Origin of the sequence: Flavobacterium sp. RSP15 (genome assembly GCF_003968755.1) — a bacterium.
Classification (GTDB): Bacteria; Bacteroidota; Bacteroidia; order Flavobacteriales; family Flavobacteriaceae; genus Flavobacterium.
In genome coordinates, this window is sequence record NZ_RYDL01000001.1 from 462,181 (window position 1) to 488,365 (window position 26,185).

16 protein-coding genes are annotated in these 26,185 nt (G+C 35.0%); 5 read left to right on the top strand and 11 right to left on the bottom strand.

Going from position 1 to position 26,185, the window contains the following annotated elements; translation table 11 throughout:
* Positions 1 to 91 precede the first annotated feature (91 nt).
* The 9 genes from bglX to corA form a co-directional block, all read right to left on the bottom strand.
* On the bottom strand, positions 92 to 2,392 hold the full coding sequence (gene bglX, locus EKM00_RS02085) for a beta-glucosidase BglX (protein ID WP_126515061.1): 2,301 nt from the start codon (positions 2,390 to 2,392) through the stop codon (positions 92 to 94).
* Positions 2,393 to 2,645: 253 nt separating this feature from the next.
* A complete protein-coding gene (locus EKM00_RS02095) occupies positions 2,646 to 4,034 on the bottom strand; it encodes a glucoamylase family protein (protein ID WP_126515062.1) in 1,389 nt (462 codons plus the stop codon).
* A gap of 73 nt (positions 4,035 to 4,107) precedes the next feature.
* Positions 4,108 to 5,010: a LamG-like jellyroll fold domain-containing protein gene (locus tag EKM00_RS02100; protein WP_126515063.1), complete on the bottom strand. Its 903-nt coding sequence runs from the start codon at positions 5,008 to 5,010 to the stop codon at positions 4,108 to 4,110.
* Positions 5,011 to 5,027: 17 nt separating this feature from the next.
* Positions 5,028 to 6,491 carry a RagB/SusD family nutrient uptake outer membrane protein gene (locus EKM00_RS02105; protein WP_126452512.1) on the bottom strand — a complete coding sequence of 488 codons (1,464 nt, stop codon included), beginning with the start codon at positions 6,489 to 6,491 and terminating at the stop codon, positions 5,028 to 5,030.
* Between the two features lie 4 nt (positions 6,492 to 6,495).
* Entirely contained in the window at positions 6,496 to 9,507 is a 3,012-nt protein-coding gene (locus EKM00_RS02110) for a SusC/RagA family TonB-linked outer membrane protein (protein ID WP_126515064.1), read from the bottom strand.
* A gap of 243 nt (positions 9,508 to 9,750) precedes the next feature.
* Positions 9,751 to 12,492: a helix-turn-helix and ligand-binding sensor domain-containing protein gene (locus tag EKM00_RS02115; RefSeq protein ID WP_126515065.1), complete on the bottom strand. Its 2,742-nt coding sequence runs from the start codon at positions 12,490 to 12,492 to the stop codon at positions 9,751 to 9,753.
* A 101-nt stretch (positions 12,493 to 12,593) separates the two neighbouring features.
* A complete protein-coding gene (locus tag EKM00_RS02120) occupies positions 12,594 to 13,793 on the bottom strand; it encodes an acetate/propionate family kinase (protein WP_126515066.1) in 1,200 nt (399 codons plus the stop codon).
* Between the two features lie 143 nt (positions 13,794 to 13,936).
* The gene (gene pta, locus EKM00_RS02125) at positions 13,937 to 16,030 is read right to left on the bottom strand and encodes a phosphate acetyltransferase (RefSeq protein WP_126452520.1); all 2,094 of its coding nucleotides are present in this window, start codon (positions 16,028 to 16,030) and stop codon (positions 13,937 to 13,939) included.
* 80 nt (positions 16,031 to 16,110) lie between these two features.
* Positions 16,111 to 17,181, bottom strand: coding sequence for a magnesium/cobalt transporter CorA (gene corA / locus EKM00_RS02130; protein WP_126452522.1), 1,071 nt, complete (start codon positions 17,179 to 17,181; stop codon positions 16,111 to 16,113).
* A gap of 329 nt (positions 17,182 to 17,510) precedes the next feature.
* Between corA and EKM00_RS02135 the strand changes: the two genes are divergently transcribed.
* Positions 17,511 to 20,072 (top strand): zinc-dependent metalloprotease, encoded by a 2,562-nt coding sequence (locus EKM00_RS02135; protein ID WP_126515067.1) that lies wholly within the window; start codon positions 17,511 to 17,513, stop codon positions 20,070 to 20,072.
* Positions 20,073 to 20,329: 257 nt separating this feature from the next.
* Here EKM00_RS02135 and EKM00_RS02140 read toward each other — a convergent pair whose 3' ends face one another.
* Positions 20,330 to 21,055 carry a bacteriorhodopsin-like gene (locus EKM00_RS02140; protein ID WP_126452526.1) on the bottom strand — a complete coding sequence of 242 codons (726 nt, stop codon included), beginning with the start codon at positions 21,053 to 21,055 and terminating at the stop codon, positions 20,330 to 20,332.
* Positions 21,056 to 21,165: 110 nt separating this feature from the next.
* Here EKM00_RS02140 and EKM00_RS02145 point away from each other — a divergent pair, with 110 nt between their 5' ends.
* Positions 21,166 to 22,065, top strand: coding sequence for a Brp/Blh family beta-carotene 15,15'-dioxygenase (locus tag EKM00_RS02145; protein ID WP_126515068.1), 900 nt, complete (start codon positions 21,166 to 21,168; stop codon positions 22,063 to 22,065).
* Positions 22,066 to 22,165: 100 nt separating this feature from the next.
* Here EKM00_RS02145 and dnaK read toward each other — a convergent pair whose 3' ends face one another.
* Positions 22,166 to 24,052: a molecular chaperone DnaK gene (gene dnaK, locus EKM00_RS02150; RefSeq protein WP_126452530.1), complete on the bottom strand. Its 1,887-nt coding sequence runs from the start codon at positions 24,050 to 24,052 to the stop codon at positions 22,166 to 22,168.
* A 383-nt stretch (positions 24,053 to 24,435) separates the two neighbouring features.
* On the opposite strand from dnaK, the gene EKM00_RS02155 reads away from it, so the two are divergent.
* From EKM00_RS02155 to EKM00_RS02165, 3 genes are all read left to right on the top strand, one after another.
* Positions 24,436 to 24,612, top strand: coding sequence for a histone H1 (locus EKM00_RS02155; RefSeq protein WP_126515069.1), 177 nt, complete (start codon positions 24,436 to 24,438; stop codon positions 24,610 to 24,612).
* Between the two features lie 240 nt (positions 24,613 to 24,852).
* Positions 24,853 to 25,290, top strand: coding sequence for an acyl-CoA thioesterase (locus EKM00_RS02160; RefSeq protein ID WP_126452534.1), 438 nt, complete (start codon positions 24,853 to 24,855; stop codon positions 25,288 to 25,290).
* 181 nt (positions 25,291 to 25,471) lie between these two features.
* A complete protein-coding gene (locus tag EKM00_RS02165) occupies positions 25,472 to 26,050 on the top strand; it encodes a cytochrome b/b6 domain-containing protein (RefSeq protein ID WP_126515070.1) in 579 nt (192 codons plus the stop codon).
* Positions 26,051 to 26,185: the final 135 nt, after the last annotated feature.

Below are 26,185 nucleotides of genomic sequence, written 5' to 3' on the forward strand. Positions count from 1 at the left end.
CAGTCTCACATGTAACAAATACCATTATTTTGTTTAAAAAAACCCTTCAGTACAAATACTGAAGGGCCGATCATAAATTAATAAACCAAATCTATTTAATCAACTCAAAACTAACTTTCCGGTCCGTGTTCGAATCTGTTCCTACAAAAACTTGAAAAGTTCCCGGTTCTGCAATAAACTTCAAATCCGAATTATAAAATTTCAATTCTTTTAATGAAATTTCGAAAGTAACTGTCTGTTTTTCTCCTTTTTTAATTGCTATTTTCTGGAATCCTTTTAACTCTTTGACTGGTCTTGTAACCGTACCCACTAAATCCCTTATATATAATTGAACGACTTCCTTACCATCAAAATTTCCGGTATTGGTGACATCAACAGTCACACTTAATTTCTCGATGAAACTCATTTTATCTGCTGATATTCTCAAATTCGAGTACTCAAAAGTGGTGTAACTCAATCCAAATCCAAAAGGATATAAAGGTTCATTTCTTTCGTCGATATAATTCGATCTGAATTTTTCGAACTTCCCTTCTTTGTTCCCTAAAGGTCTTCCTGTATTTTTTTGGTTGTAATAAATAGGTACCTGCCCTACGCTTCTAGGGAAAGTAGCAGTCAATTTTCCCGAAGGATTTTCATCGCCAAACAAAACATCAGCAATTGAACTGCCTGCTTCACTACCGGCAAACCAAGTATTCAAAATAGCAGGAACGGTTTCGTTTTCCTGAACCAAAACCAATGGACGGCCAGTAAATAAAACCAAAACCACCGGTTTTCCCGTTTTCAATAAGGCTTGCAATAAGTCTTTTTGCGCTTGTGGAATTTCTAAGTTCGTTCTGCTGCTGCTTTCTCCGGACATTTCTGCTGATTCTCCAAGTGCGGCAACAATTACATCCGATTGATTCGCAATTTTCAAGGCTTCCTCCAATAATTCTTCGGGAGTTCTGACATCGCGATGTAAGGTTTTGCCAAACATAGTTGCTTTTTCCTCGAAAGCGGCATCATAATCCAGATTGCTTCCTTTGGCGTAAAGCACTTTGGTCGAATTCCCAACCACTTCTTTGATTCCTGTCAAAAGTGAAATGGATTTATCCTGATTTGTGGCTACACTCCAGGTTCCAGCCATATTTTCTTTGGCATCAGCCAAGGGTCCGATTAAAGCAATAGTTCCTGACTTTTTTAAAGGAAGCAACTGATTTTGATTCTTTAATAAAACTAAAGACTGAGAAGCCGTTTTTCGAGCTTCCGCTCTGTTGCTGGCGGTGAATATTTCTGTTTTAGCTCTTTTAGCATCTGTGTAGCGATACGGATCATGGAACAAGCCCAAATTATATTTGGCATTTAAAATAAGACGAACGGCATTATCGATTTGTTCGATGCTAACTTTTCCTTCCTCCACTGATTTCTTTAAAGTCGTCAGAAAACCTTCGCCCACCATATCCATTTCAATTCCGGCATTTAATGCCAAAGCCGATACGGTTTGTAAATCTCCCATTCCGTGCTCAATCATTTCAGGAATTCCTGTAAAATCAGTAACCACAAAACCGTCAAATCCCCATTGCTTGCGCAACACATCCGTCATTAACCATTTATTTCCGGTTGCGGGAATTCCATCTACTTCATTAAAAGAAGCCATAACCGAACCAACTCCCGCATCAACAGCGGCTTTGTAAGGTGGAAAATAATCATTGTACATCCTGATTCGACTCATGTCAACCGTATTGTAATCACGTCCTGCTTCGGGCGCGCCGTATAAAGCAAAATGTTTGACACAAGCCAAAATGGTATTATTAAGAGACAAATCATCTCCCTGATACCCTTGGACCATTGCTTTTGAAATTTGGCTTCCCAAAAACGGATCTTCACCCGAACCTTCGGAAACTCTTCCCCAGCGAGGATCTCGGGAAATATCAACCATAGGAGAAAAAGTCCAGTTGATTCCATCAGCACTGGCTTCTTGTGCTGCAATTTGAGCACTTCGTTCTATCAGTTTCATATCCCATGTACAAGACAATCCAAGCGGAATAGGAAAGGTCGTTTCATACCCGTGAATTACGTCCATCCCAAAAAGCAACGGAATTTTTAATCGGCTTTTTTCGACCGCGATCTTTTGAACTTCATATATTTTTTGAACTGATTTGATGTTGAATAAACCACCCACTTTACCTTCTTCGATATTCTTTGCGACATTGGAACTGTTAGCCTGACCCGTGGTAATATCTCCCGAAGTAGGTAAATTTAATTGCCCTATTTTTTCTTCCAAAGTCATTTTAGAAAGTAACACTGAAACGAATTCTGTTTTCGGTTTAATTTTAACGTTCTTTTTAGTTGTCTTTTTTTGGCTGTAGCCAAAAAGAGAAATTCCAAAAATTAATATAATAAGTTTAATTTTCATTTTGTCTGTTTTTTGTTTGTTGGAACATCCAATCATAAATTTCTTGGTTGTCATACACACGCGGCCAACTGTCGTGGTTTGCATTATCAAAAATGGTTAATTCCACATTGAAGTTCTTTGGAATGTGCAAAACGTAATTTAGTTCGTGATTTTTAACGACTTCCGTTTTAATTTTCCCGTTGCTCTCAGTTTGAGAAAAAGAATTCCATTACATTAAAAAGGCGAGTATTAAAATTAGACCTTTCATCATTATTTAAAAATTATATTTTGTAGAATTAAAGCCCAATTTTGTCAAACCTGGTTTAATTTCCGGAGCGTTCATAAATAATTTCCATAATAAACCGGAACGGTGATTTTCAATCATAGGTGCAATTGTACCTTGATCAATAGCTAAATATCGTGGTGTTACCCAGTTATAATGCGGTGAAAAGGCATCATAAGGCCCTGCAATTCCAACATATTCTGTTCTTTTTTCATCATATAAATAATGAAGAAACTTCATGGACTCTACTGGTGTAAAAGGAAATGAAGACAGTGCAGCCGTAGGCGTAATTACCCCCAAATCATTGTTAGGCTGGTGTGCTGAATATCCTGTAGAACCATCAGTGTTGCGGGAATAACTAGCCGTTAATCCCCAACATTTATCTGAATATCCTTTCCATTGGCGTGGATTAGCAATGCAATATTGATTGATGATTTTAGAATGATTTTGGGTCAATGCCCAATAATCGGCATATTGATCTTTCAATGTAGTGGGATCTAATCCTAAATAAGAATATTGCGCCCAGAACAAAGGCCCTACATTTCCTGAAGCTCCATTATAATTGAAAATCACAGGAATTCCATATTGTGATCCTCCATTTGTAATGGCTCCATTTCTGGCCCAAGCCTGATGATAGGCCTGTGCCGAAATAGGATGCGTAGGCGAAGCGGCACCCAAAACATAGGTAATCAAACATTCGTTGTATCCTTCTAATTTAAAATTCATTTCCCAACCGTATTGCGGAGACCAATGCCAGTAAAGGGCGTTTTCTCCTTTGGTATACCAATCCCACTCTACTCCTTTCCAAAGTGCATCGGCTTTTGCAGCTAATTCTTTTTCTGAGGCAGAACCATTTTTAAAATATTCTCTGATGCTTAATAATCCTTGGCACAGGAACGATGTCTCTACTAAATCACCTCCATTATCTTTTATTCCAAAGGGAATTACTTTTCCGGTTGAACCATCCATCCAATGGGGCCAAGCACCGTGAAACCGTTCTGCTTTTTCGAGAAAATTCATGGCAGTTGTAAGACGTGAAACTGCTTCTGACCGATTTACAAAACCGCGTTCAATACCTACTATTATTGACATCAACCCAAAACCGGAACCTCCCGTGGTGACAATATTAGCTTCAAAACCAGGATCATTGGTATAATACCGTTCTCTTGCCAGTTTAGAATTAGGTTCTGCATACTCCCAAAAATACTTGATGGCATCTTTTTGAACCTGATCCAGAACCTCAATATCCGTCAAAGGAACTGTTGGAGTAACAGGATTTGTTGGCAATGGAGTTCCAGTACCTCCGTTACTCTCCGGAGTTGAGGAAGAACAGGAAATAAAAAAACTAATACAAAATAGTAAACTCAGAGAAATCTTCATTTTAATAAAAATAATAGGATTAATAGTTTTAAGATAAACCCCTAGTTTTAGAAATCTAGGGGTTTACAATCTTTTATCTGTTGTCTTTTTCTAATTTATATAAAGCAACAACTTCATTGTCAGAAAGAGCTGCGTTATAAATTCTAAACTCATCCATCATACCTGTATAATTCAACATCCAACCATCCGGAGCGTTCCATGGAGCACCTAAATGTTGCTGGAATCCACCAATAATGAACTTTGAAACATTCGAATTAGCTAAGGTTCCATATCCAAGCCCCCCAGTAAGAGGATCACTTGCATATCGCTTAGATAGTGATGCAGGCAAATCAAGCTTTTTTCCGTCAATATACATGCTGTAAGTAGAACTGGCCCCATTGTATGTCCATACCAAATGTTTCCAGGTCCCATACATATTCTTCAAAAGATTATCTCCTGAATGTTCCATAAACTGGCCTGACCATGCAATGCTTGGAGTCACATCTTTTTGAATATGATTTTTTAATAACATAGTTGCAGCAGGGCCTGTTCCTTCAACTAAAGTAAAAATGTTTCCCCAGAAATCTGATGTTTTTGGTAATGTATATAAAGATTGCGCTCCTCCTGTGTGTGGATTTGTATTAATCCACATAGAAACACTAATACTTTTTACATCAACTAAAACGCTTGGTACTGTGCTGTAGGCTATAAAAGAACTTGCAGATCCTTTGTAAGCCAAACCTTTGATTCCGTTTCCATAAGTCACATTTGTTCCAACTCCACCAGTTATTCCATTTTTTGAATCTGAAATAGTATTCTCAAAGCTGAATTTAGTTATTAAATTACCTGCAGCGATTTCATCTGAGCTTTCGTAACCTCCAATTGCTTCATAAGCAATTGGACTGTTTACGGTGTCGATACTGTCTTCATTGCAGCTCACAAAAAATGAGGAAACCAGAACAGAGGCGAACAAGAAAATATATTTATTTTTTTTCATTTTTACTGTTTTAAGAATTAATATCCAGGATTTTGAGTTGACAATCCAGACGCTTCGCTAATAAAGTTTTGTGGTAAAGGAAACACTTCATGTTTTCCTGCTACAAATGTTTTGCCATGAACAGCAAAAGCAGCTACAGCGCGAGCAGATCCTGTTCGAACTAAATCAAAAAATCTGTCGTGTTCAAAAGCCATTTCGACTCTTCTTTCTTTCCAAATTGCAATTTTTATATCCGCTTGTGAGGAGAATGTTGTATTGGCTAATCCGGCTCTAGTTCTTATTTGGTTCAATAAAACAATTGCTTCAGAAGTTTGATTTAATTCGTTCAGCGCTTCTGCTTTCATTAAGATCACTTCAGCATAACGCAAATACTTGATATTGGTATCTGAATTATCCTGACCAGAATAAGCGGAAGAATAGGCTTTGTAATTATACATTGGATTATCAGCATCGGCGGGAACTTTTCTTCCATCGTATAAAGTTGCGCCTCTAAACATAATTGTTGCATTTTTTCTGACATCATTCGCTTCATAAGCATTTAATAAACTTTGAGAAGGCGTATTGAAACCCCAACCCCAACCTTCGGTACCACGAGCACCTTGAGTTTGCGAATATTGTTTGATTCCTTGAGCAGGAAGAGATCCTCCTACACCTTGAATTTCAAATATAGATTCGGCATCATTTTCTCCAGCTAATCTAAACATAGATGCATAATCCGAAACAAGAGAATATCCGGTAACTAAATTGCAATTGTCAATCACTTTTTGCCAATTTTTTTGGTACAAATTTACTTTGGCTAACAAGGCATAAGCAGCTCCTTGAGAAGCTCTTCCTTTTTCGGAAGCGTTGTAAGCAGCTTTATTTGGTAACGCTGCAATCGCGTCAATTAAATCATTTTCAATAAATGCATAGACTTCTGCAGTTGATTTACGCGTTAATTGCATAATTCGATCTTCATCAGAAGAAGGATTTGGCAAACGATCTACAATGGGAACACCACCATAGGTTTTGACCAAAGTAAAATACATGAAAGCACGCAAAAACTTAGCTTCGCCAATTAATCTACTACGCAATGCAGCATTAGCCTGATCTAATTGAGGAATAATATTTAATGCTTGGTTGCATCTGTTGATCCCTTCGTAATTGGCTGCAAAAATTTCAGTGGTCGAAGGACTTGATGGATTATAGGTCAAGGCATCTAATAAGTCTTTATCAGAACCTGTGTCACTTGGTGATGATCCTTTATCGGCATCATCAGAAGCAATACTAGAAACCCCATTCCAAGAAAAGGAAGACATATTCCAATCTAAAAACTTATTATAAATTGCAGTAACAAAAGTTGCTGCACCGGCATCATTGTTTAATAATGCAACATCTTTGGTAGAAATAGATTCGGTTTGATCTACGTCTAAATACTCATCTGAACATCCTGAAATAAAGCAAGCGGATAGAACAAAAACGGAGATATATATTTTTTTCATACTCTTAAAATTTTAAATTAGCACCAATTACAAATGATCTTAAAGTAGGATAAGCATCTAGCTCGATTCCCTGACTTCCATAAGGATCACCATTTCCATTCAATTCAGGTGAAAAACCAGAGAATTTTTGTGTAATTAATGGATTGATCGCATTAACATATATTCTGCAAGAGTTTATAAAATCTCCTTTTAACGGAATTTTATACCCTAAAGTAATATTGTTGATTCTAAAAAAGTCACCTGATTCTAAATAATAAGTAGAAGCTACCGGAACTTGATTGAATGCTGCTGGATTAGAAGCTGTTGTATTGTTTATGGTCCAGAAATCAGTAGCTAGAGACTCTTCGATGTTTTCGTTTCCAAAACGTTGTGCTTTTTTACCATTGTACACTTTAGCTCCTGAAGTTCCGTACCCATCAACCGAGAAATCAAAGTTTTTATAGTTCAGTCCTAAAGTAACTCCATACGTTGAAGTGGGTAAAACAGATCCTACATATTTTTTATCTGCATCATTCAAGGTTCCTTGACTCACTTTTTCGCCTGCTGTATTGTAATACAACATAGCTCCATTTGTAGGATCAAAACCCGCGTATTCGTACATAAAGAAACTACCTAATGGTTGACCAACAGAACTATTGTCTAATACTTTTGTGTTTTGTCCGTTTCCTAAGCTTCCACCAAGACGTTGTGGTAACCTAACATCTTTTAGCCCTGAAAGTTCATTTTGGTTATTTGAAAAATTACCTCCAACCCAATAACTCAAATTATCAACTAATTGATCATCCCAACGCAAAGCAATTTCATATCCTTTGTTTGACACTTCACCCACATGTGCAGGAGAATCATTACTTATTCCAGACGTAATATAAGGTCTTGTATATAAAATAACATTTGTTGTGGTTTTGTCATACACATCAAAAGAACCTTTTAATCTGCTATTCAAGAATTCAAAATCGATACCTGCAGAAGCTTCCTCGGTAATTTCCCAGGATAAGCTAGGATCAATCTGAGAATTAATCGTAGTTCCTTCACTTAACAATATGGAACCTCCTAAAGGATAGCTCAATCCTGAAGAAAACGCTTGATTGTTGAGCGGTACGTTTTGGTTCCCCAGTTTACCCCAACCACCTCTTAATTTCAATAAATTAACTCCTTTGACATCCGCCATAAAACCTTCGTTGGTGATAATCCAACCTAAACCAAAGGCAGGAAAGGTTCCCCAACGGTAGTTTTTCCCAAAATTAGAAGAACCATCGCGTCTTAGCGTTCCCGTAATTAAGTAACGATCCATTAATTTATATTGGAAACGACCAAAATAAGACGCTAATTTACTTTCATTAGACACTGCATCAGTATAATTCATAATGTCAGCAGAATAATCAACTCCGTTTAAAGCCCAATAATTAGCATCTGCATTTACATTTTTTCTGGTAACAGTCAATGTTTCTCTAGACCCTCTAATAGAAGTTTCAATTCCTCCGGTAAGTTCCACATCATGAATTTCCCCAAAAACTTTATTATAGGTAAAGTAATTCGTTAAATTCCAATTGAAATATTGGGATCTCCCTTTTGTCAATAAATTTAAAGGAACTCCCTCATTAGCTGCTTCATAATCCGCAGCACTTGTATTTGGGTTGCGCGCCATCCAGATTCCTTCTGAATCAGAAAAGTTATAATTTTTCCAAGAATAGTATTCCCCATTAAATTGGGAAGTAAACTTCAAAGACTCTAAAATTTCATAATCTAATTTCAAACCACCCTGCAAAGTCAAACTCCTTTGCTCTTCATCAAAAAAGTCCAATTGCGCTACCGGATTGCCCACATTGTTAAATAAATTACCAGAAGTACCTGCAAAACCATTTGCGCCTACTAGAGGAACCCCATATTGACCGTCAGGAAAAAAAACAGGAACAATTGGTGATTGTTTATAAGCGGTGGTAAAAGCGCCCAAAGGTTTGGGAGTTGAATTAGTCGAACCAAAACTAAAGTTCTGACTTAAGGTTATCTTATCAGAAATCTTATACTCATTATTATTTCTAAAGGTGGTACGACCATAATCTAATCCGTTAAGAATACCTTTTTCTTCATAGTTTCCAATACTGAAAAAATATTTGATCTTTTCTGTTGACCCGGAAACCGAAACGTTATTTTGAGTATACATTCCTGTTCTGGTAATAGCATCAAACCAATCTGTATTTACCGGTTGATCTTGCGAGAAAGTAGTAGTTTGCAAAGCGGAATTCGAATAATGCGAAAACTTGTTACTTCCTGCCATTTTCACTTTTTTCAAAGGCTGTCTAAAACCTACAAAAGTTTCAAATTCTACTAAAACTTTATCACCTTTCCCTTTTTTGGTGGTAATAATGATAACTCCATTGGCCGCTCTGGTACCATAAATAGCAAGAGAAGAAGCATCTTTCAAGATCTCATAAGAAGTAATATCATTAGTATTGATGTTATTAATGTTATCTGTAGGCATCCCATCTACAACAAATAAAGGAGTTCGCCCCCCAATTGCCGTTCCTAAACCTCTAATGACTACCGTAGGTGAACTACCCGGTACATCCGAAGAAATGACTTGAACTCCCGCAGCTTTACCTTGTATGGCTTGCGAAGCATTCAAGACTTTAGTTTTAGAAATTTCTTCCGCTTTCAATGAAGTAATAGAGGACGTATTATCAATTATTTTACGGGTTCCGTACCCAATAACAACCACTTCATCTAATTGAGTGTCTTGATCTTCTTGCAGAACAACAGCCATGCGGTTTAACGACGCAGCTAACGACGTTGATTCAAAACCTAACATCGACATTTGTAAAATTTCACCTTCTGCTGCCCTAATTTCAAAATTCCCATCAAAGTCAGTAGTTGTATTCGTTTTTGAATCAACAGCCACTATAATGGCGCCCGGAATTCCTATGCCATTTTTATCTGATACCTTTCCTTTAATTACTTGACCAGACATATATGCCGGAAGTAGAATGAGTGCTAAAAAGCCCAAAATAAAATTTCTCATATAGTATTAATTTGTTAATATATTGCTAAAGCTAAAGTAGATAATTACAACGTTATAGTGAACAGAACAGAGTTACTACATAAATACATCAAAAAATAAAAATAGCAAAACAAATCAATGATTGGAAGTCGTTAGTAAAGAAAACGGGTATTGCAATAGATATCCATGATGTAATAATGATGTATTGTAATTTCAAAAAAATACAACACATTAACTACAGTATCTATAAAAAAAAGAAGGTATTTATATGTTTAACAAAAATTTAGAAAGGTTTTCATCCTGAGTAAGAGTTAATTTTTTTCTAAGGCGATACCGTTGCAACTCAACTCCTCTAAATGAAATGTTCATCATTGGAGCAATTTCTTTAGAAGAAAGATTCATTTTTAAGTAAATACAAAGTTTAATATCCTTACAGGTAAGGTTGGGATATTTCTTTGCTAGCTTGACAATAAATTCATTGTGAATCTGATTTAGGTTGGTCTCAAAAGTCTCCCATTCATGTTTATTCAAGGCATTTATTTTTATCACTTTTTTGATGTCACTTTTTAGTTTATTAAAGTCCGATTCAGAGTCTAAAATGCCTTGAATACTTTCTATCATTTCACTTTGTTTTGCTATGGAAAGAGACTTACCGGCAACCTCAGATGACTTTGTTTGCAATTCGAGTTCCAAAATGTGCTTTTCATATTCTTGAATATTCAACTTGTTTTGGGCTTTTAATTCCATTTCCAAAATTTTATTTTGATGTTTTAACTCCTCATCACGAAACTTTAATTTTTGAACATATCGTATTTTATTCCACTTATAATATAGGTATAATATTGTGCTTATCACAATAAGATACAACGAGATCATCCAAAAAGAAAAATACCAAGGCTTAGCCACAATGAATTGAAAATTAGAAATTGTAGTGTAATTCAGCCCATCATTTCCGTAAATAGTAACGCTATGAGCGCCACTGCTAAGGTTATTCAAAACAATCAATCCTTGCTTGATGGGTATAAAATGAGACGTGTTAGTGGTTTTATAAAATAAATTTGGCTTTGCTGCTCCAAATTTTCCAGATATTACATATATCTTCAACTCTGAATTGTACTTTATACTTGATTTATCCTCAATCAAACTATCTTCAGTAAAAGCTTCTATTTTTATATTCGTATTTTGTTTTTTTTCTTGTTGTAACTGAAGTGAAATAAAACCATCGTCAAGATTTAATAAATAACTTTCGTTGTTTTTAAAAATTTTCAAATTGTCATTGATAATCTTACCTGAGTAATATTTTTCCTGAATAACATTCCAAACAAATTTATTTGCATTGGCATAAATATGATACAAAAGACCACTCTGAAGTACTATGAATTGATTTTCGTCAATAGCGGCAATATTGGATATATTTTTGAAATTAGAATTAAATAATTTATTTTTCTCGAGTTGGTTCGTGATTGAATTATAAGTGTACCAAAACTTATTTATCAGAAAAAGAATTTCATTTCGGAATTCAAATATTTTCACGCCAAAATCATTCTCAATCTTACTGTGCTGGGTAATGTTTTCGACCTGTGTTTCATAGGCATCATTGTATTTGATCAAATACAAGCCTCTATAATTATCTGCAGCCCATATTTCATTTTTTCGATTTTGAGCTACATATTTTATAGGCTTCAAAAGACCTTTTATAACTTTTTTCTGATTTAAATCATTCTTGTCGTTGTAAATAATAATACCGCTGTAAGTAGCTTGCAAATAGGAATTGTTGATGCCACTTTTTACTAAATTCCAACCGCCATTTACCGTACTTAATTTAGAGATGCTTCCGTCCTTGTAAACAAAAGTACCTTCATTATGTCCTATAAGAAATTTATTGTTTATTTTACTGATGTTCCAAGCTTGCCCTTGTGTAGTTGGAATCAAAGAGAGTTCCTTATCCTCATATTTATAAACCCCGTGATTGGAAGCCATTAAATAGCCTTTGGTAGTACTTGCAACTGAATACACCGAACCTAAAATCCCAGAATTATCATAAAAAATTGAGATGGGAGAATTGACTTCAACATGGGCAATTCCATTATCCAAGCCAAGCCATAAATCATTTTCTTTGTCCAACCCCATGCTCAAAATCGAGTTGTTCATCAATACATTATTTCTATTAATGTTTTTATAGGAATTGGTTTTTAAATCAAACAGATACAACCCTTTGCTGGCAGTTCCAATAACTAATTTATTGTTTTTTATAAACGCCGCTGCATTGATATTAGCCGTTTTCAAAATAGCGTTTAAAGGATTTTTCCAAGGACTCAAAACACCTTTTTCATCAATGTAAACTCCATTTTTTTTTGTAAAAATATAGGTTTTGTTTTGGAACTTTTCTACAGCATGAATCACATTATTTTCTAATATGGACCATCTTTGAATTTTTTCAAAAGTGGAATTATTCATTTTATAGATTCCATTTTTTACTGAAGCAACGAGCAACTGATCGTCAACTACGAAACAATAAGAAATCAAAAAAGAAAACTTTTCCTTCTTGATTGCTTTTCCATCAAACAAAAAAATCCCATTGAATGATTGAAAGTGAATTTTTCCTTTGAACTTAAATATCTTCCAAATTTCTTCATTATCACTATCTTCAAAAACCTTCGTTTTATCAGAAAGGGAGACGTACAACATTTTTCCATTTTTTCTGTACCAATACCCAAATTCTTTATAAGAACCCGAATAAATCCTGTCGCCATCCACAAGTATCGAACGGATAATCGTTTTGTTGGGCAGTGTGTATTTCTCCCATTTTACACCATCATATCGCAACAAATAATAATTATTAGCAAAGTACATTGCGTCATCATTTCCCTGGGCTACATTCCAAATCTGGTTGTCGCCTTTATAATCTGATTTGTTATAATTTTCCACAAAAGGAAGTAGCTCCTGAGCAAAAAGTTGGGATGAAATAAAAGATAAAAGGATTATTATTGTAATTTTTACTTTCAAAACGCGGCATTTTTTATCTCCAAATATAGATAGATTTCTTAAATAAAAGGCATAAAAAAAGCATCTGAATACAGACGCTTTTTTTAGAACAGAGAATTTTCTTAATTTTTTAATAATTCAAATACCTGATTGGCAATTTCGATTTCCTCGTTCGTTGGTACGATCAATATTTTAGTTTTTGATTCCGGTTTATTGATTTCTCGAATTTTTTTTGAACGAACTTCATTTTTACCTTGATCCAGTTCAATTCCAAAATATTCCATCTCCGTACATACTAACTTTCTGATGTACGAAGAATTTTCTCCAATTCCCGCCGTAAAAACAATGGCATCCAATCCATTTAAAACTGCCGTGTAAGAGCCAATATATTTTTTTATTCGGTAGGCGTTCATGGCCAGTGCCAACTGACAATCTGCATTTCCCGCTTCTGCATTTGCTTCAATATCTCTTAAATCACTGTATCCCGTAAGCCCAAGCATTCCGCTTTGTTTTTGTAACATATCGTTCACGTTTTCAAACGAATACCCCAAAGAATTTACCAGGTAAAAAATCACTGATTGATCAATATCACCACTTCGAGTTCCCATGATCAAACCATTCATTGGAGCAAATCCTAACGTATGATCGATACTTTTTCCGTCTTTTATAGCAGTCATACTGCAACCGTTTCCTAAATGTATTGTTATGATTTTAGTCCCTTTATTCTTAAAATTTTGCTGTAAATAACCAATCGCTTGTTCTGAAACATATTTGTGGCTTGTTCCGTGAAAACCATACACACGAATTTTATTTTCTGTCAAAAGATAATTGGGCACCGCGTATTTGTGTGCCACAACAGGAATAGTTTGATGAAATGCAGTATCAAAAACAGCTACTTGTTGGGCCGAGTTAAAAATTGCTTCGGCAACATTTATCCCTTCTAAATTGGCAGGATTGTGCAAGGGTGCTAAATCAAAAAGCTGTCTGATTTTATCTTTTACCTCATTGGTAATGATTACCGTATTCGAAAAAGCGCTTCCACCATGCACCACACGATGCCCGACAGCTTCTATTTCATCCGTACTTTTAATCACTCCAACTTTTTCATCCATCAATAATTTAGCGATTTTTTCCAACCCAATTTTATGGTTAGCAATAGCTAAAGTCTCTTCTAATTTAGTCGCTTTGGTTACGTAAGTTAGATTCGAAGTTTCCAGTCCTATTCTGTCAATCATTCCCGAACAAATCACTTCATTTTCCGGTATTGTGATTAATTGGTATTTTATTGAGGAACTTCCGGCGTTTATAATTACTATTTTCATTATTTATTGTTTTTCTTCTCCCATCCCAAAGTTTCGGGACTCTATATAAAAGAGAGACTAGGTAGCACTACGTTATAAATATATTTTCTGTTTTTTTACTTTTAAAACCGTTAATCAATTAAACGATTAAACCTTTACCTTTTTTACAATCCTTGCGCTTGAATGGCTGTAATCACTACGGTATTTATAATATCATCAACGGTACAACCGCGGCTTAAATCATTAACAGGCTTGTTCAAACCTTGTAACATGGGGCCAATTGCCAACGCGCCAGTCTCTCTTTGTACTGCCTTGTAAGTATTATTGCCTGTATTTAAATCCGGAAAAATCAAAACACTCGCTTGTCCTGCCACTTCTGAGTTTGGCATTTTGCTTTGTCCCACGCTCATGTCAACTGCAGCATCATATTGAATGGGTCCTTCAATTTTTAAATCGGGACGTTTCTTTCTCACAATTTCTGTAGCCGTTCGCACTTTATCAACCTCATTTCCTTTGCCGGAGAAGCCGGAAGAATAGGAAAGCATGGCAATTTTGGGTTCAATCCCGAAAGCCAAACTCGAATCAGCGGATGAGATGGCTATTTCGGCAAGTTGCTCCGCTGTAGGATTTGGATTAATGGCACAATCCCCAAAAACAGAAACTCTATCCTCTAGGCACATAAAAAATATCGATGAAACTACAGAACAATTGGGTTTTGTTTTAATGAATTGCAAAGCAGGCAAAATAGTGTGCTGCGTAGTATGTGCTGCACCGGAAACCATACCGTCCGCATGTCCTTTGTACACCATCATCGTTCCAAAATACGAAACATCTTCCATTAAGTCTTTGGCCATTCCTAGAGTTACATTTTTTGCTTTTCGCAACTCAAAGTACGTATTTACATAATCATCATACTGATCTGACTCGATGGGATTAATAATTTTAACTTTCGAAAAATCAAAGTCCAGCCCCAACTCCGCGACTTTATTTTCTACTTCTTTTTTGTTGCCAATAATCGAAATATCGACCACATCCATTGCTAATAATCGTGAAGCAGCCCTAATAATTCTTTCATCATTTCCTTCCGGTAACACAATATGTTTTCTATGTTTTCTGGCTCTTTTGACTAAATTATATTGAAACATTTTTGGTGTCATGCCTTCGGCTTCAAAAGTGATAAGCTTCTCAGCCAAATTATCTATGTCCACATATTTTGCAAAAGTAGTAATCGAGATTTCAATCTTCTGTTTGTTATCCGCATAAATTTGGGATTTGATAGCCCCAATTTTATTAGTAATATAGTAGGTTCCTTCTTCAACGGCAATAATTGGAACAACTGGGGCAAGACCTTCTATTAATTTTAAAATACTAATCTCTGGCAAAATATTACCTGTTAAAACAATTCCTGAAATAGCGGGATAATTTATGGATTCATTGGCTTGCAGCGCCCCTAGAATAATATCTGCACGGTCTCCGGGAGTTATCACCAGACTGTTTTCTTTTAAATGCAACAAATAATTACACAATTGCATCGCCCCTACACTAAAGTTCCCGGTTTGATTGTTTAGATGGGCGGCACCAAATAAGACTTTGGCATCCAACTTATTCACAATCTCCTGAACGGTAGGATTATTCAAATTAGGAATCAATGGAATAGCATTTACCAGAAGACCTTCCGGTAAACTTTTTTTCAATCCATTGGTCACTAACTCAATGTTCTCAGGTTGCACTTTATTGGCTATTACCGCTAAAACCTCGACATCCTTTACCTTGAATGAATCATAGGCTAAATAAAGACTGTCTATTAGTTCTTCTAATGTTTTACCTACTCCGGAACCTACAATAATGGTTGGGATACCTAGATTTTTAGCAATCAGAACATTCATGTCTAACTCAATAACGGTTCCTTCCCCACTAAAACCAGTTCCTTCTACTAGAACAAAATCAAAACGCTCTTCTAATTTTTTATACTTTTCAATAATTAAGTCCAGCACCTCTCCTATTTTTCCCTTATTCTTCTTTTTGATTAACTTGCTTTTTGTAATGGCATAGGCATCCTCAAATTCTATATCCAACCCAAAATGGCCCATGACTGTTTCAATGTGATTGTCAAATCCACCTTCTTCAAAATCCTCAACAATGGGCCTAAAATAACCTACTTTAGCAGTTTTACCAATCAATATACTCATCAAGCCCAAAGTTATAATTGACTTCCCACTATTTTGTTCCGTTGTTGCTACATAAATGGCTTTACTCATTTTTTGATATTTGTATTAATTCCAAAACAAATTGGAGGTCCTATTATTATTTAATATTTTTTTGCACTACCGTTTTTATATTAAAACCACTGGCGTCTTTTAAAATATATAATCATTCCTATTACGATCAAAAACATAGCCCCCATAACGGTATGATAGCCATATTGGTATTTAAGTTCCGGTAAGTTTTCAAAATTCATTCCATACACACCTACAATAAATGTAAGCGGAATAAAGATTGCTGAAACAATAGTCAGTGTTTTCATAATCTCATTCATCTTATGTGTTTGTGCCGAGAAAAAAAAATTAGAGGCACTTTCTAATGACCCCATATCCGATTCTATTTGTTCTAAAAGTTCTAGGCTCTTTTGATGCAATCGCGCAAAAAAGCTAAAATTCTCTTTTTCTATCGCATTAAATACATTATCATCTTTGATGCTCTTTATGTTGTACAAAGAATCTCTAAGCGGAACTATGGAGCGCTTCAAAAAATTGAAATTATCCCTGTGTTTTTCGATTTTTTCTAAGATAATTGGGTTAGCACTTTGTTTGGAAAGATTGATGAGTTCCTCTACTTTATCTTCTTCGTTTTCTAAAGTGATGTAAAAATTTTCCATAATGGCATCTAAGAGAATGTACAACAAATAATCAGTTTTTTTGGTTCTCACAATGCCAGAATGCGTCCTAAGGCGTTCGCGAATATGCGTAAAAAAGTCACTACGCTTTTCCTGAAAGGAAATTAAGACCCCATCTTTGATCAAAAAACTAATTTGCTCTACGCTTATATTGTCTGAATTTCCTGTCGGAAGTAATGATTTTATATTAAAAAACAAAACATCTGATAATTCTTCAACTTTAGTTCTTCGTGTAGTATTTAAAATATCAGCTAAAATGAAAGTATCTATTTTGAAATAATTCCCAATAGCTTTTATATATTCAGTATTACTTAGACCGTGTAGGTTAAGCCAATTATTTTTTTGCAGATCAATATATTTATCAAAATCCGAAACTTTAAAATCCTCATACTCTGTCAGCATTAAATCATCAAAAACAAACAATTGCATTTCCGATTTATTGTCCTTATGAATCCCGGTATATTCTAAATTGTTGGGTTGTAGTTTTCTGCCTTTCTTGTATTTAATTTTTCTCATACAGCGTCATTTGTATCATAATATTACAAAAACTTTTAAAAAAAATCCCTCTTCATTACTTTTACAGCTGTTGAAAAGGAAAAAAATATTCTTGGTCTATTTATTATAAAACAAAGATAAGGCGAAAAAACACATCCTTTCATGAGAAAAATCATATTATGATATTAAAAAATCTTATTATTTAATAAATGTTAATTATATGATTTTTTGTAAATTATTGGTCTGTTTTTAAAAATATATCAATAGATTTGGATTTTAATTGTAAAAAAGAAAAAATTCCTACTTATTTATTAAAGCTAATCCTTAACCTTTTTAAAACATTTAACTAAATGCTAAAAAAAAAACTAACCCTAATTATTGTATGTCTGCTATTTTTTTCCGTCCAGGAAACATTTGCCCAAAGTAAGAAAAAGAAAAAAACAGATAAAAATGCCGTAACAGCAGTTGATGCCAAAGCAGCTGATGCCAAAAAAGAGCCTAAACCCTATAAAAAAGTAGTTGATAGTAGTGCCGTTACTCAAAAAGGATTAATTGATGTTCATAAAATAGACAATAAGTATCTTTTTGAAATTCCTGATTCCCTATTAGGAAGTGAAATAATGACCATAACCCGATATTCTAAGACTCCGGCCGGGGGAGGAATTTTTGGCGGAGAAGAAATCAACAGACAAGTCGTTCGTTGGGAAAAAGGACTTAACAACAATATACTGCTGAGATCAATTACCTATGTCATTATGTCTCCAGATGAAGACAAACCAATGGCTAAAGCTGTTAAAAACTCCACTTCAGATCCAATTATTGGTAATTATGATGTACTTGCATACAAAAAAGATGATTCTGGAAAAATAACGGGCTATGTTCTCGATTTATCTGCAACATTTGATGCTGATGTTCAAACTTTTTCATTAGATCCAATTAAGAAACAATTATTAAATATTCAAACATTTCAAAAAGACAAATCATTTATTTCAAAAATAAGTAGTTTTCCTATAAATACTGAAATAAGAAGTGTAAAAACATTTACAACTACACCGCCGAAAATCAATACAACACCAACGCCAAAAATTGGAGTTGATTTACCTTCGGCTCTAGATGCTGGTGTACTCACTGTAGAAATAAATACGTCTATGATTTTATTGCCAAAAACTCCTATGCGCAAAAGAGAATTTGATGCGCGTGTGGGATATTTCGCAAATCAATACGGTGTTTTTGAAGAAGAATCCCAAAAGTCCGACACCAAAGTATTTGCTGTCAGATGGCGTTTAGAGCCTAAATCTGCCGAAGATGCTCAAAAACAAAAAAATGGTGAATTGATAGAGCCTTTGAAACCAATTGTATATTATATTGACCCAGCTACACCCGATAAATGGAAAAAATTCATCAAACAAGGAATTGATGATTGGCAGATTGCTTTTGAAAATGCAGGTTGGAAAAACGCTATTCGTGGAGAATATTGGCCAGAGAACGATCCTACTATGAGCCTAGAGGATGCTCGTTTTTCAGTATTAAGATATTTCGCTGCTGAAATTCAAAACGCGTATGGACCAAATGTTCATGATCCTAGAAGTGGTGAGATTCTAGAGAGTCACATTGGTTGGTACCACAATATCATGAGCCTTTTGAGAAACTGGTATTTGATTCAGACTGCTGCTGTCGATCCGGCTGCTAGAGCTAAGAAATTTGATGATAAGTTAATGGGAGAACTCATTCGTTTTGTGTCTTCACATGAGGTAGGACATACATTAGGCTTGCGCCACAATATGGGAGCTAGCTCTGCCACTCCTGTTGAAAAACTAAGAGATAAAGACTACCAAGAGCAAAACGGACATACTTCATCTATAATGGATTATGCACGTTTTAATTATGTTGCACAACCAGAAGATGGCGTGACCAGTTTATTTCCTAGAATTGGAGACTATGATAAATGGGCTATTAAATGGGGATACTCTTACTTTGAAGATACAAAAACGGAAGCAGAAGAGAAAGCTTTTTTGAATGAAATGACTAAGGAAGCCTACAAAAACCGTCGTTTATGGTTTGGGTCAGAAACCAGTCCTTATGATCCAAGATATCAAACGGAAGATATTGGTGACAATGCCATGAGAGCCTCTGAATATGGTATTAAAAATCTAAAAAGAATTTTACCTAATTTACTAGAATGGTCTAAAGAAGATGGCGAAAGTTATACTGAACTGGATGAACTTTATGGTGCACTTACCGGTCAGTTTAAAAGGTATATGGGACATGTAACGAAAAATGTAGGTGGAATATATGATAGTCCAAAAACGTATGACATGACTGGTAATCAATTTGAAGTAGTACCAAAAAGCATACAGAAAGATGCTGTAGCTTTCTTGAATACCCAGTTATTCACCACGCCAAAATGGTTGTTGAATCAAGATATTCTTTCAAAAATTAACCCAGAAAATGGTGTCGAAGCGATTAAAGGAATGCAGGATGCCACCTTAAACAGTTTGTTAGCTGGAGATAGAATGGTTCGTCTTTTAGAAACCTCCTCGGTGAGTAAAGACAACTATTCTGTAGATGAATTAATAACCGATTTGAACAAAGGAATTTTCTCTGAACTGAAAAATAAAAATTCTATTGACATCTACCGCAGAAACATCCAGAAATTGTATGTAGACAAGATGATTGAATTACTAAAACCAGGTACGGCAAGCGTTAGATCTGTACCAGTAGGAGTCACTTATGGTTTCACCACCAGAAAAGTCAATCTGACGCAAACGGATTTACCATCTATTGCGAGAGGTCAACTGAATAGTTTACAAAATGAATTGAAGTTATCTACCTCTAGAATGTCAGATCGAATGAGCAAATATCATGTTCTCGATTTAATTTCCAGAATAGCAGAAGCTTTAGATCCTAAATAATAAAGGTAAAAGGTAAAATGTGTAACAACATTTTACCTTTTTTTAATGCCCTCTTGAATAGGAATTCAATGCTAAGTACACCGTAGGACGCACAATGCAGAGACGCACTGCAGTCCGTCTCTGCGGACATAACGACGACAGAATAATAATTCAAACCCGACCTGTTTATAAAACAGGTCGGGTTTTTATTTAATCAATATAAAAAAACCGAGCTATTTCTAGCTCGGCTTTAGTGAACAAATAAAAATAGGTTTTTGTTAGTTTGTTTGTGATTTTGAAGCAAGAGTGTAGATTACTAATCCAAACCCTATTTTGTTGATAGCATCCGCGATGTTGTAAACTGCATCAACGCTTCCTTTACCAAAAATACCCGTATACCATCCATCAGTTCCTAGCATGTAACCTAATGGGTAAATTGCCCATCCTACAAGCACGAACCAACATAGTATTTTGTGTGCATCAAGTGTGTTTCCACCGGCAGCTTTGGCCAATTTAGCGGCCTCACCAATCCATATTTCATAAACAATCAAGAAATAAGCTATTCCTGAAACTGCTCCCCAAGCTGCTGCATTACTAGGATCAACGACCTCTCCCCAATATCCTGTAACTAACATGACAAGAGAGTAGATAATCATTTTCCATAATAAAGACTGTTTTGCACCTGCTACTTTTAGTATCAGGTAAAACTCTAAACACATTAATGGCACCGTCAATACCCAGTCGACATAACGGAAAAAAGTGGGCGATTCACCGAAACTTGCCCAATAATCTCTCATGTAGAAATAATGTACTGCAGCAATAAAAGTAATCAAACCTGAAACCAACACTGAAGTACGCCATTTTTTATCAAACTGGCTCAGCGATAAAAAGAAAAATGCAGATGCAGCCATCATAGCCATGCAACCTACGAAGAAAGTAAAACCTACATAATCCGTAGGCGATAACTTTCCGACTAGTCCTGAAATAAACATGAAATTTGTCATAGTTAAAAAATTAGGTTATTTTTTTGTTCATGTAAATATAGGTATTGTTCAACAAAAAAAATTATTTTTGTCTATTATTTTTTACATATCTTTAAACAATAATTAAACTTATGAAAAATTATTTCAATATTGCAATTGTAGCAAGCTTTTTCGGATTATGGATGGATTCTTATTTTTCTCATCAGATCCAAATTATTTTGGGATTTTTATTGATATTTTCATTTGGAATTCTCCATGGCGCTAATGATTTGCTATTGATAAAAAACATAAACACAATAAAAGGAAGGAACTCATGGTTTAAGATTTTAGGATATTATGTTATGGTAGTGTTAACAGGGGTACTTTTATTTTATACCATTCCGCTATTTGCTTTATTATTGTTTATTATTGTCAGTTCTTATCATTTTGGTGAGCAACAATGGCAAAAATTAAAAGAAGACTTTCCAAAAATATTGGTTTTTACTTTCCAATTCCTCTATGGATTTATTATTTTACTGCTTCTCTTTAATTTTCACACCGTTCAAGTTCAAAATATTATTTTAAAAATTACAAGTGTAAGTATCCCCATCCCCTATTTTTTACTGTTGATTAAATATGCATTACCTCTTTTTCTTTTTTTATGTATTTATATTTTTTGGAAATCACAAGCGTTGAGAAAAAAAATGCTTCTCGAACTTTTTTTTATGGTGTTATTTACAATCCTATTTAAAGCGTCGAGCTTAATCTGGGGTTTTGCTATCTACTTTGTCTTATGGCACAGTATTCCGTCAATAATAGACCAAATAAAATATTTAAATGGCTCCTTTTCAATTAAAAATTTTATTGAATATTGCAAGGCTGCGGGGATATATTGGTTGATTTCAATAATTGGGATTACAGTGATTTACTTACTATTTAGAGATGAACAATTATTCAATGCTTTGTTTTTCTCTTTTCTTGCTGCCATTACGTTTCCACATGCTGTAGTAATAGCGCGAATGTTTAAGGGACAGATAACCGTATTAGAGTAATTGTACTGAAAAAAAATTTCATAAAAAAACCGTTTACCCAATGTGGTAAACGGTTTTAGTTATAAAAAATAGAGATGCAATAAATCACATCTCTAAATAATTATTTTACTTCTTCAAATTCAACGTCTTCAACATTGTCGCCTTGAGCAGCTTCACCTTCTGGTTTAGATGCTGCTTGACCTTGTTCTCCTTCAGCATACATTGCTTCAGTTGCTTTTTTCCATGCTGCATTGATGTTGTCAAGAGCCGTTTGAATTGCAGGAATATCTTGAGATTGGTGCGCCATTCTCAATTCAGTCAATGCATATTCTACAGCTACTTTATTATCATCAGATAATTTAGCACCAAGTTCTTTCAATTGTGTTTCAGTTTGAAAAATCATTCCATCTGCTTCGTTCAATTTTTCAGCTCTTGATCTAGCGATTTTGTCAGATTCTGCATTAGCTTCAGCATCTTGTTTCATTCTTTCGATTTCTTCAGATGTTAATCCAGAAGAAGCTTCGATACGAATATCGTGAGATTTCCCTGTTCCTTTGTCCGTTGCAGAAACTTTGATGATACCATTAGCATCAATGTCAAAAGTTACTTCAATTTGTGGAACCCCTCTTGGTGCTGGTGGAATACCGTCTAAGTTAAAACGACCAATTGTTTTGTTATCAGCAGCCATAGCTCTTGCTCCTTGAAGAACGTGTAGTTCAACTGTTGGTTGAGAATCTGCCGCTGTGGAGAAAACTTGAGATTTTTTAGTTGGGATAGTTGTATTAGACTCAATAAGAGTCGTCATAACACCACCCATAGTTTCGATACCTAAAGACAAAGGTGTAACATCAAGTAACAATACATCTTTTACATCTCCAGAAAGAACTCCTCCTTGAATCGCTGCTCCAATGGCGACAACTTCATCAGGGTTAACTCCTTTAGACGCTTTTTTACCAAAGAATTTCTCCACTTCTTCCGCAATTCTTGGCATACGAGTAGAACCTCCAACCAAAATAACTTCGTCAATATCAGAAACAGATAAACCTGCATCTTTTAGCGCTTTAGCCACTGGTGCCATAGAACGTTTTACTAATGAATCAGTCAATTGCTCAAATTTAGCTCTTGTCAATTTTTTTACTAAGTGTTTTGGTCCTGAAGCTGTAGCGGTTACGTAAGGCAAGTTGATTTCAGTTTCCGCAGAAGAAGACAATTCAATTTTTGCTTTCTCAGCAGCTTCTTTTAAACGTTGCAATGACATTGGGTCAAGACGTAAGTCAATCCCTTCTTCCGTTAAGAAATCAGCAGCTAACCAGTCAATAATTTCGTGGTCAAAATCATCTCCACCAAGGTGAGTATCACCATTTGTAGACAATACTTCAAAAACTCCGTCTCCTAATTCAAGAACAGAAATATCAAAAGTACCACCACCTAAATCGTAAACGGCAATTTTTTGATCTTTACCTTTTTTATCCAAACCGTAAGCAAGAGCTGCAGCTGTAGGTTCGTTGATGATACGCATTACTTTAAGACCTGCAATTTCACCCGCTTCTTTCGTAGCTTGACGTTGTGCATCATTAAAATAAGCAGGAACAGTAATAACTGCTTCGGTAACAGTTTGACCTAAATAGTCTTCTGCTGTTTTTTTCATTTTTTGAAGTGTCATTGCTGACAATTCTTGTGCAGAGTATAAACGGCCATCAATATCCACACGTGGTGTATTGTTGTCTCCTTTTACTACTTTGTAAGAAACTCTTTTTGCTTCAGCTGTAATTTCGCCGAAAGAATGTCCCATGAAACGTTTGATAGAAGCAATAGTCTTAGTTGGATTAGTTACCGCTTGTCTTTTAGCAGGATCTCCTACTTTAATCTCTCCACCTTCAACAAAAGCGATGATCGATGGTGTTGTTCTTTTTCCTTCTGCATTAGGAATAACAACAGCTTCATTACCTTCCATTACAGAAACACAAGAGTTTGTCGTACCTAAATCAATTCCGATTATTTTACCCATTTTTACTATATTTAATTTTATTGTATACTTGTTTTAATGACTCGGAGTCGATAAGTCAATCTTTGTGCCAATACAAAAGGGGCTAATGAATTGTCAGTTTATGTTAAAATTGGCGTAAAAAAATCTGACAATATGACACCACAGAGAAGTTGTCATTCTTCCTAAAGTCGTCATTCTTGATCACAGGAATACTGAGATCTCACTTCTTATTTATTGCATAATTAAAGAAAGAGCGCATAATTTCATTCATTAATTTATAAAAAATGAATGTTTCTGACCCAGATAATAAAATAATGGTTCCCTAATGTTAATTTAAACCTCAAAACATCCCAATCTAAAAATCAAAATTCTATTTTTGCGCCCTAATTTAATACAGTACTATTATGAAAGATTTAGTTGCAAAAATCAACGCTGAATTCGAAACATTCAAAACAGAATCTGAGTCACTAACGGAGAAAGGTATCAAAGCTGCCGGACCAAGAGCTCGTAAATCAACTTTGGAACTGGAAAAACTACTAAAAGAGTTTAGAAAAGTTTCTGTTGAAGAATCAAAAAAATAAATTTTGCAGCAAGCATCAGCCCTTTGGATTTTCTGAAGGGCTTTTTTATTTAATAGGATTTTTTATAAATTGGGCTTCACTATTCAATATTTCTAATAGTGCTAAAAACATACCACAATAAATGAATCGGATTTATAATTTCATTAGCTTTCCACTTGCTTTTTGTCGTACTTTTGAATTTCAAAAAAAACCCAGTGCTTCCTTGGTATCAAATCTTGGAAACATCTCTAAAAAAAAACAATGGCTTCATTTAAAAAAGAATTATCCTTTCGTTGGTCAGATCTTGATCCTAATTTTCACGTTCGGCACAGTGCTTATTATGACTTTGGCGCACAGCATCGTATCGAAATTCTGGAAAGTCTTGGTTTGACCATTAAGGTGATGCAGTCACAAGGCTTTGGCCCTATTCTTTTTAGGGAAGAATGTGTTTTTAGAAAAGAAATAAAGCTTTCTGACAACATTTTTATGCACACCAAAACTTCAAAAGTAAATGCGGATGCTTCCCGTTGGTCTATTGTTCATGAGTTTATAAATGAGGACAACAAATTATGTGCAACTATAACAGTTGATGGCGCTTGGATGGATCTCAAACTTCGCAAACTAGCCTCTCCTACTCCAAAAATTGCGCTTGAAGCCTTGAGTGTTTTTCCTAAAAGTGATCATTCTGCCACACTTTAAAGAAAGAACGATATATTGGCCTGTAAAATAGAAGCGTATCGTTGCTATTTTTCGAAGAACATTCTTCATTGCCTTTCATTATAATCTGCGTACTTTGAATTAATTAAACCCACATTCTTTCTAAAATTGTATTGCGATCAAAACTGACTCTTAAACCATAACAACCCAATTCTGATAAATCATGAAATCCAGAAATTACTCCGCCATTTACCGAATCATGCACTGGTCAATAGCCTTTTGTATGACGTTAATGCTTATTACCATATTTCTTAGAATGACCTGGATGAACAAAAATAATGTTGCACTGATCATGCAAGACTATCTTTCAACCACAGATCAATCCTTATCCCAGGATCAGCTTATTTTGCTTGCTAAAAAAATAAGAAAACCCATGTGGGATTGGCACGTTTATATTGGTTATGCGTTAGTGGGGCTGTACAGTATCAGATTGGCGCTTCCCTTTTTTGGACATATGAAATTCTCCAATCCCTTTACTAAAGGATTGGCATTTAAAGAAAAAATCCAGTGTTGGACGTATTTAGTTTTTTATGCTTGTGTGGCAATTTCCCTAATCACCGGTTTAATCATCGTTTTGGGTCCAGAAAATAGTAAGAAATCAATGGAAGATATACATGTCCTTTCCATTTATTATTTATTGACCTTTATTGTAATTCACTTGGCGACTATTTTCTTTTCTGAATTTACGAACCAACAAGGATTGATTTCTAGAATAATAAGTGGTTCACAAAAAAAGAACTAAAATTAAAGATTGTTCAAAGAGAATGCTTAATAATAGTATCTTAAAATCAATTTGTTACTCCATTTTATCTAATTTTAAAATATCCCATTACACACTGATTGTTACTTACTGTTAATCAAATTGAATCCGACAAAA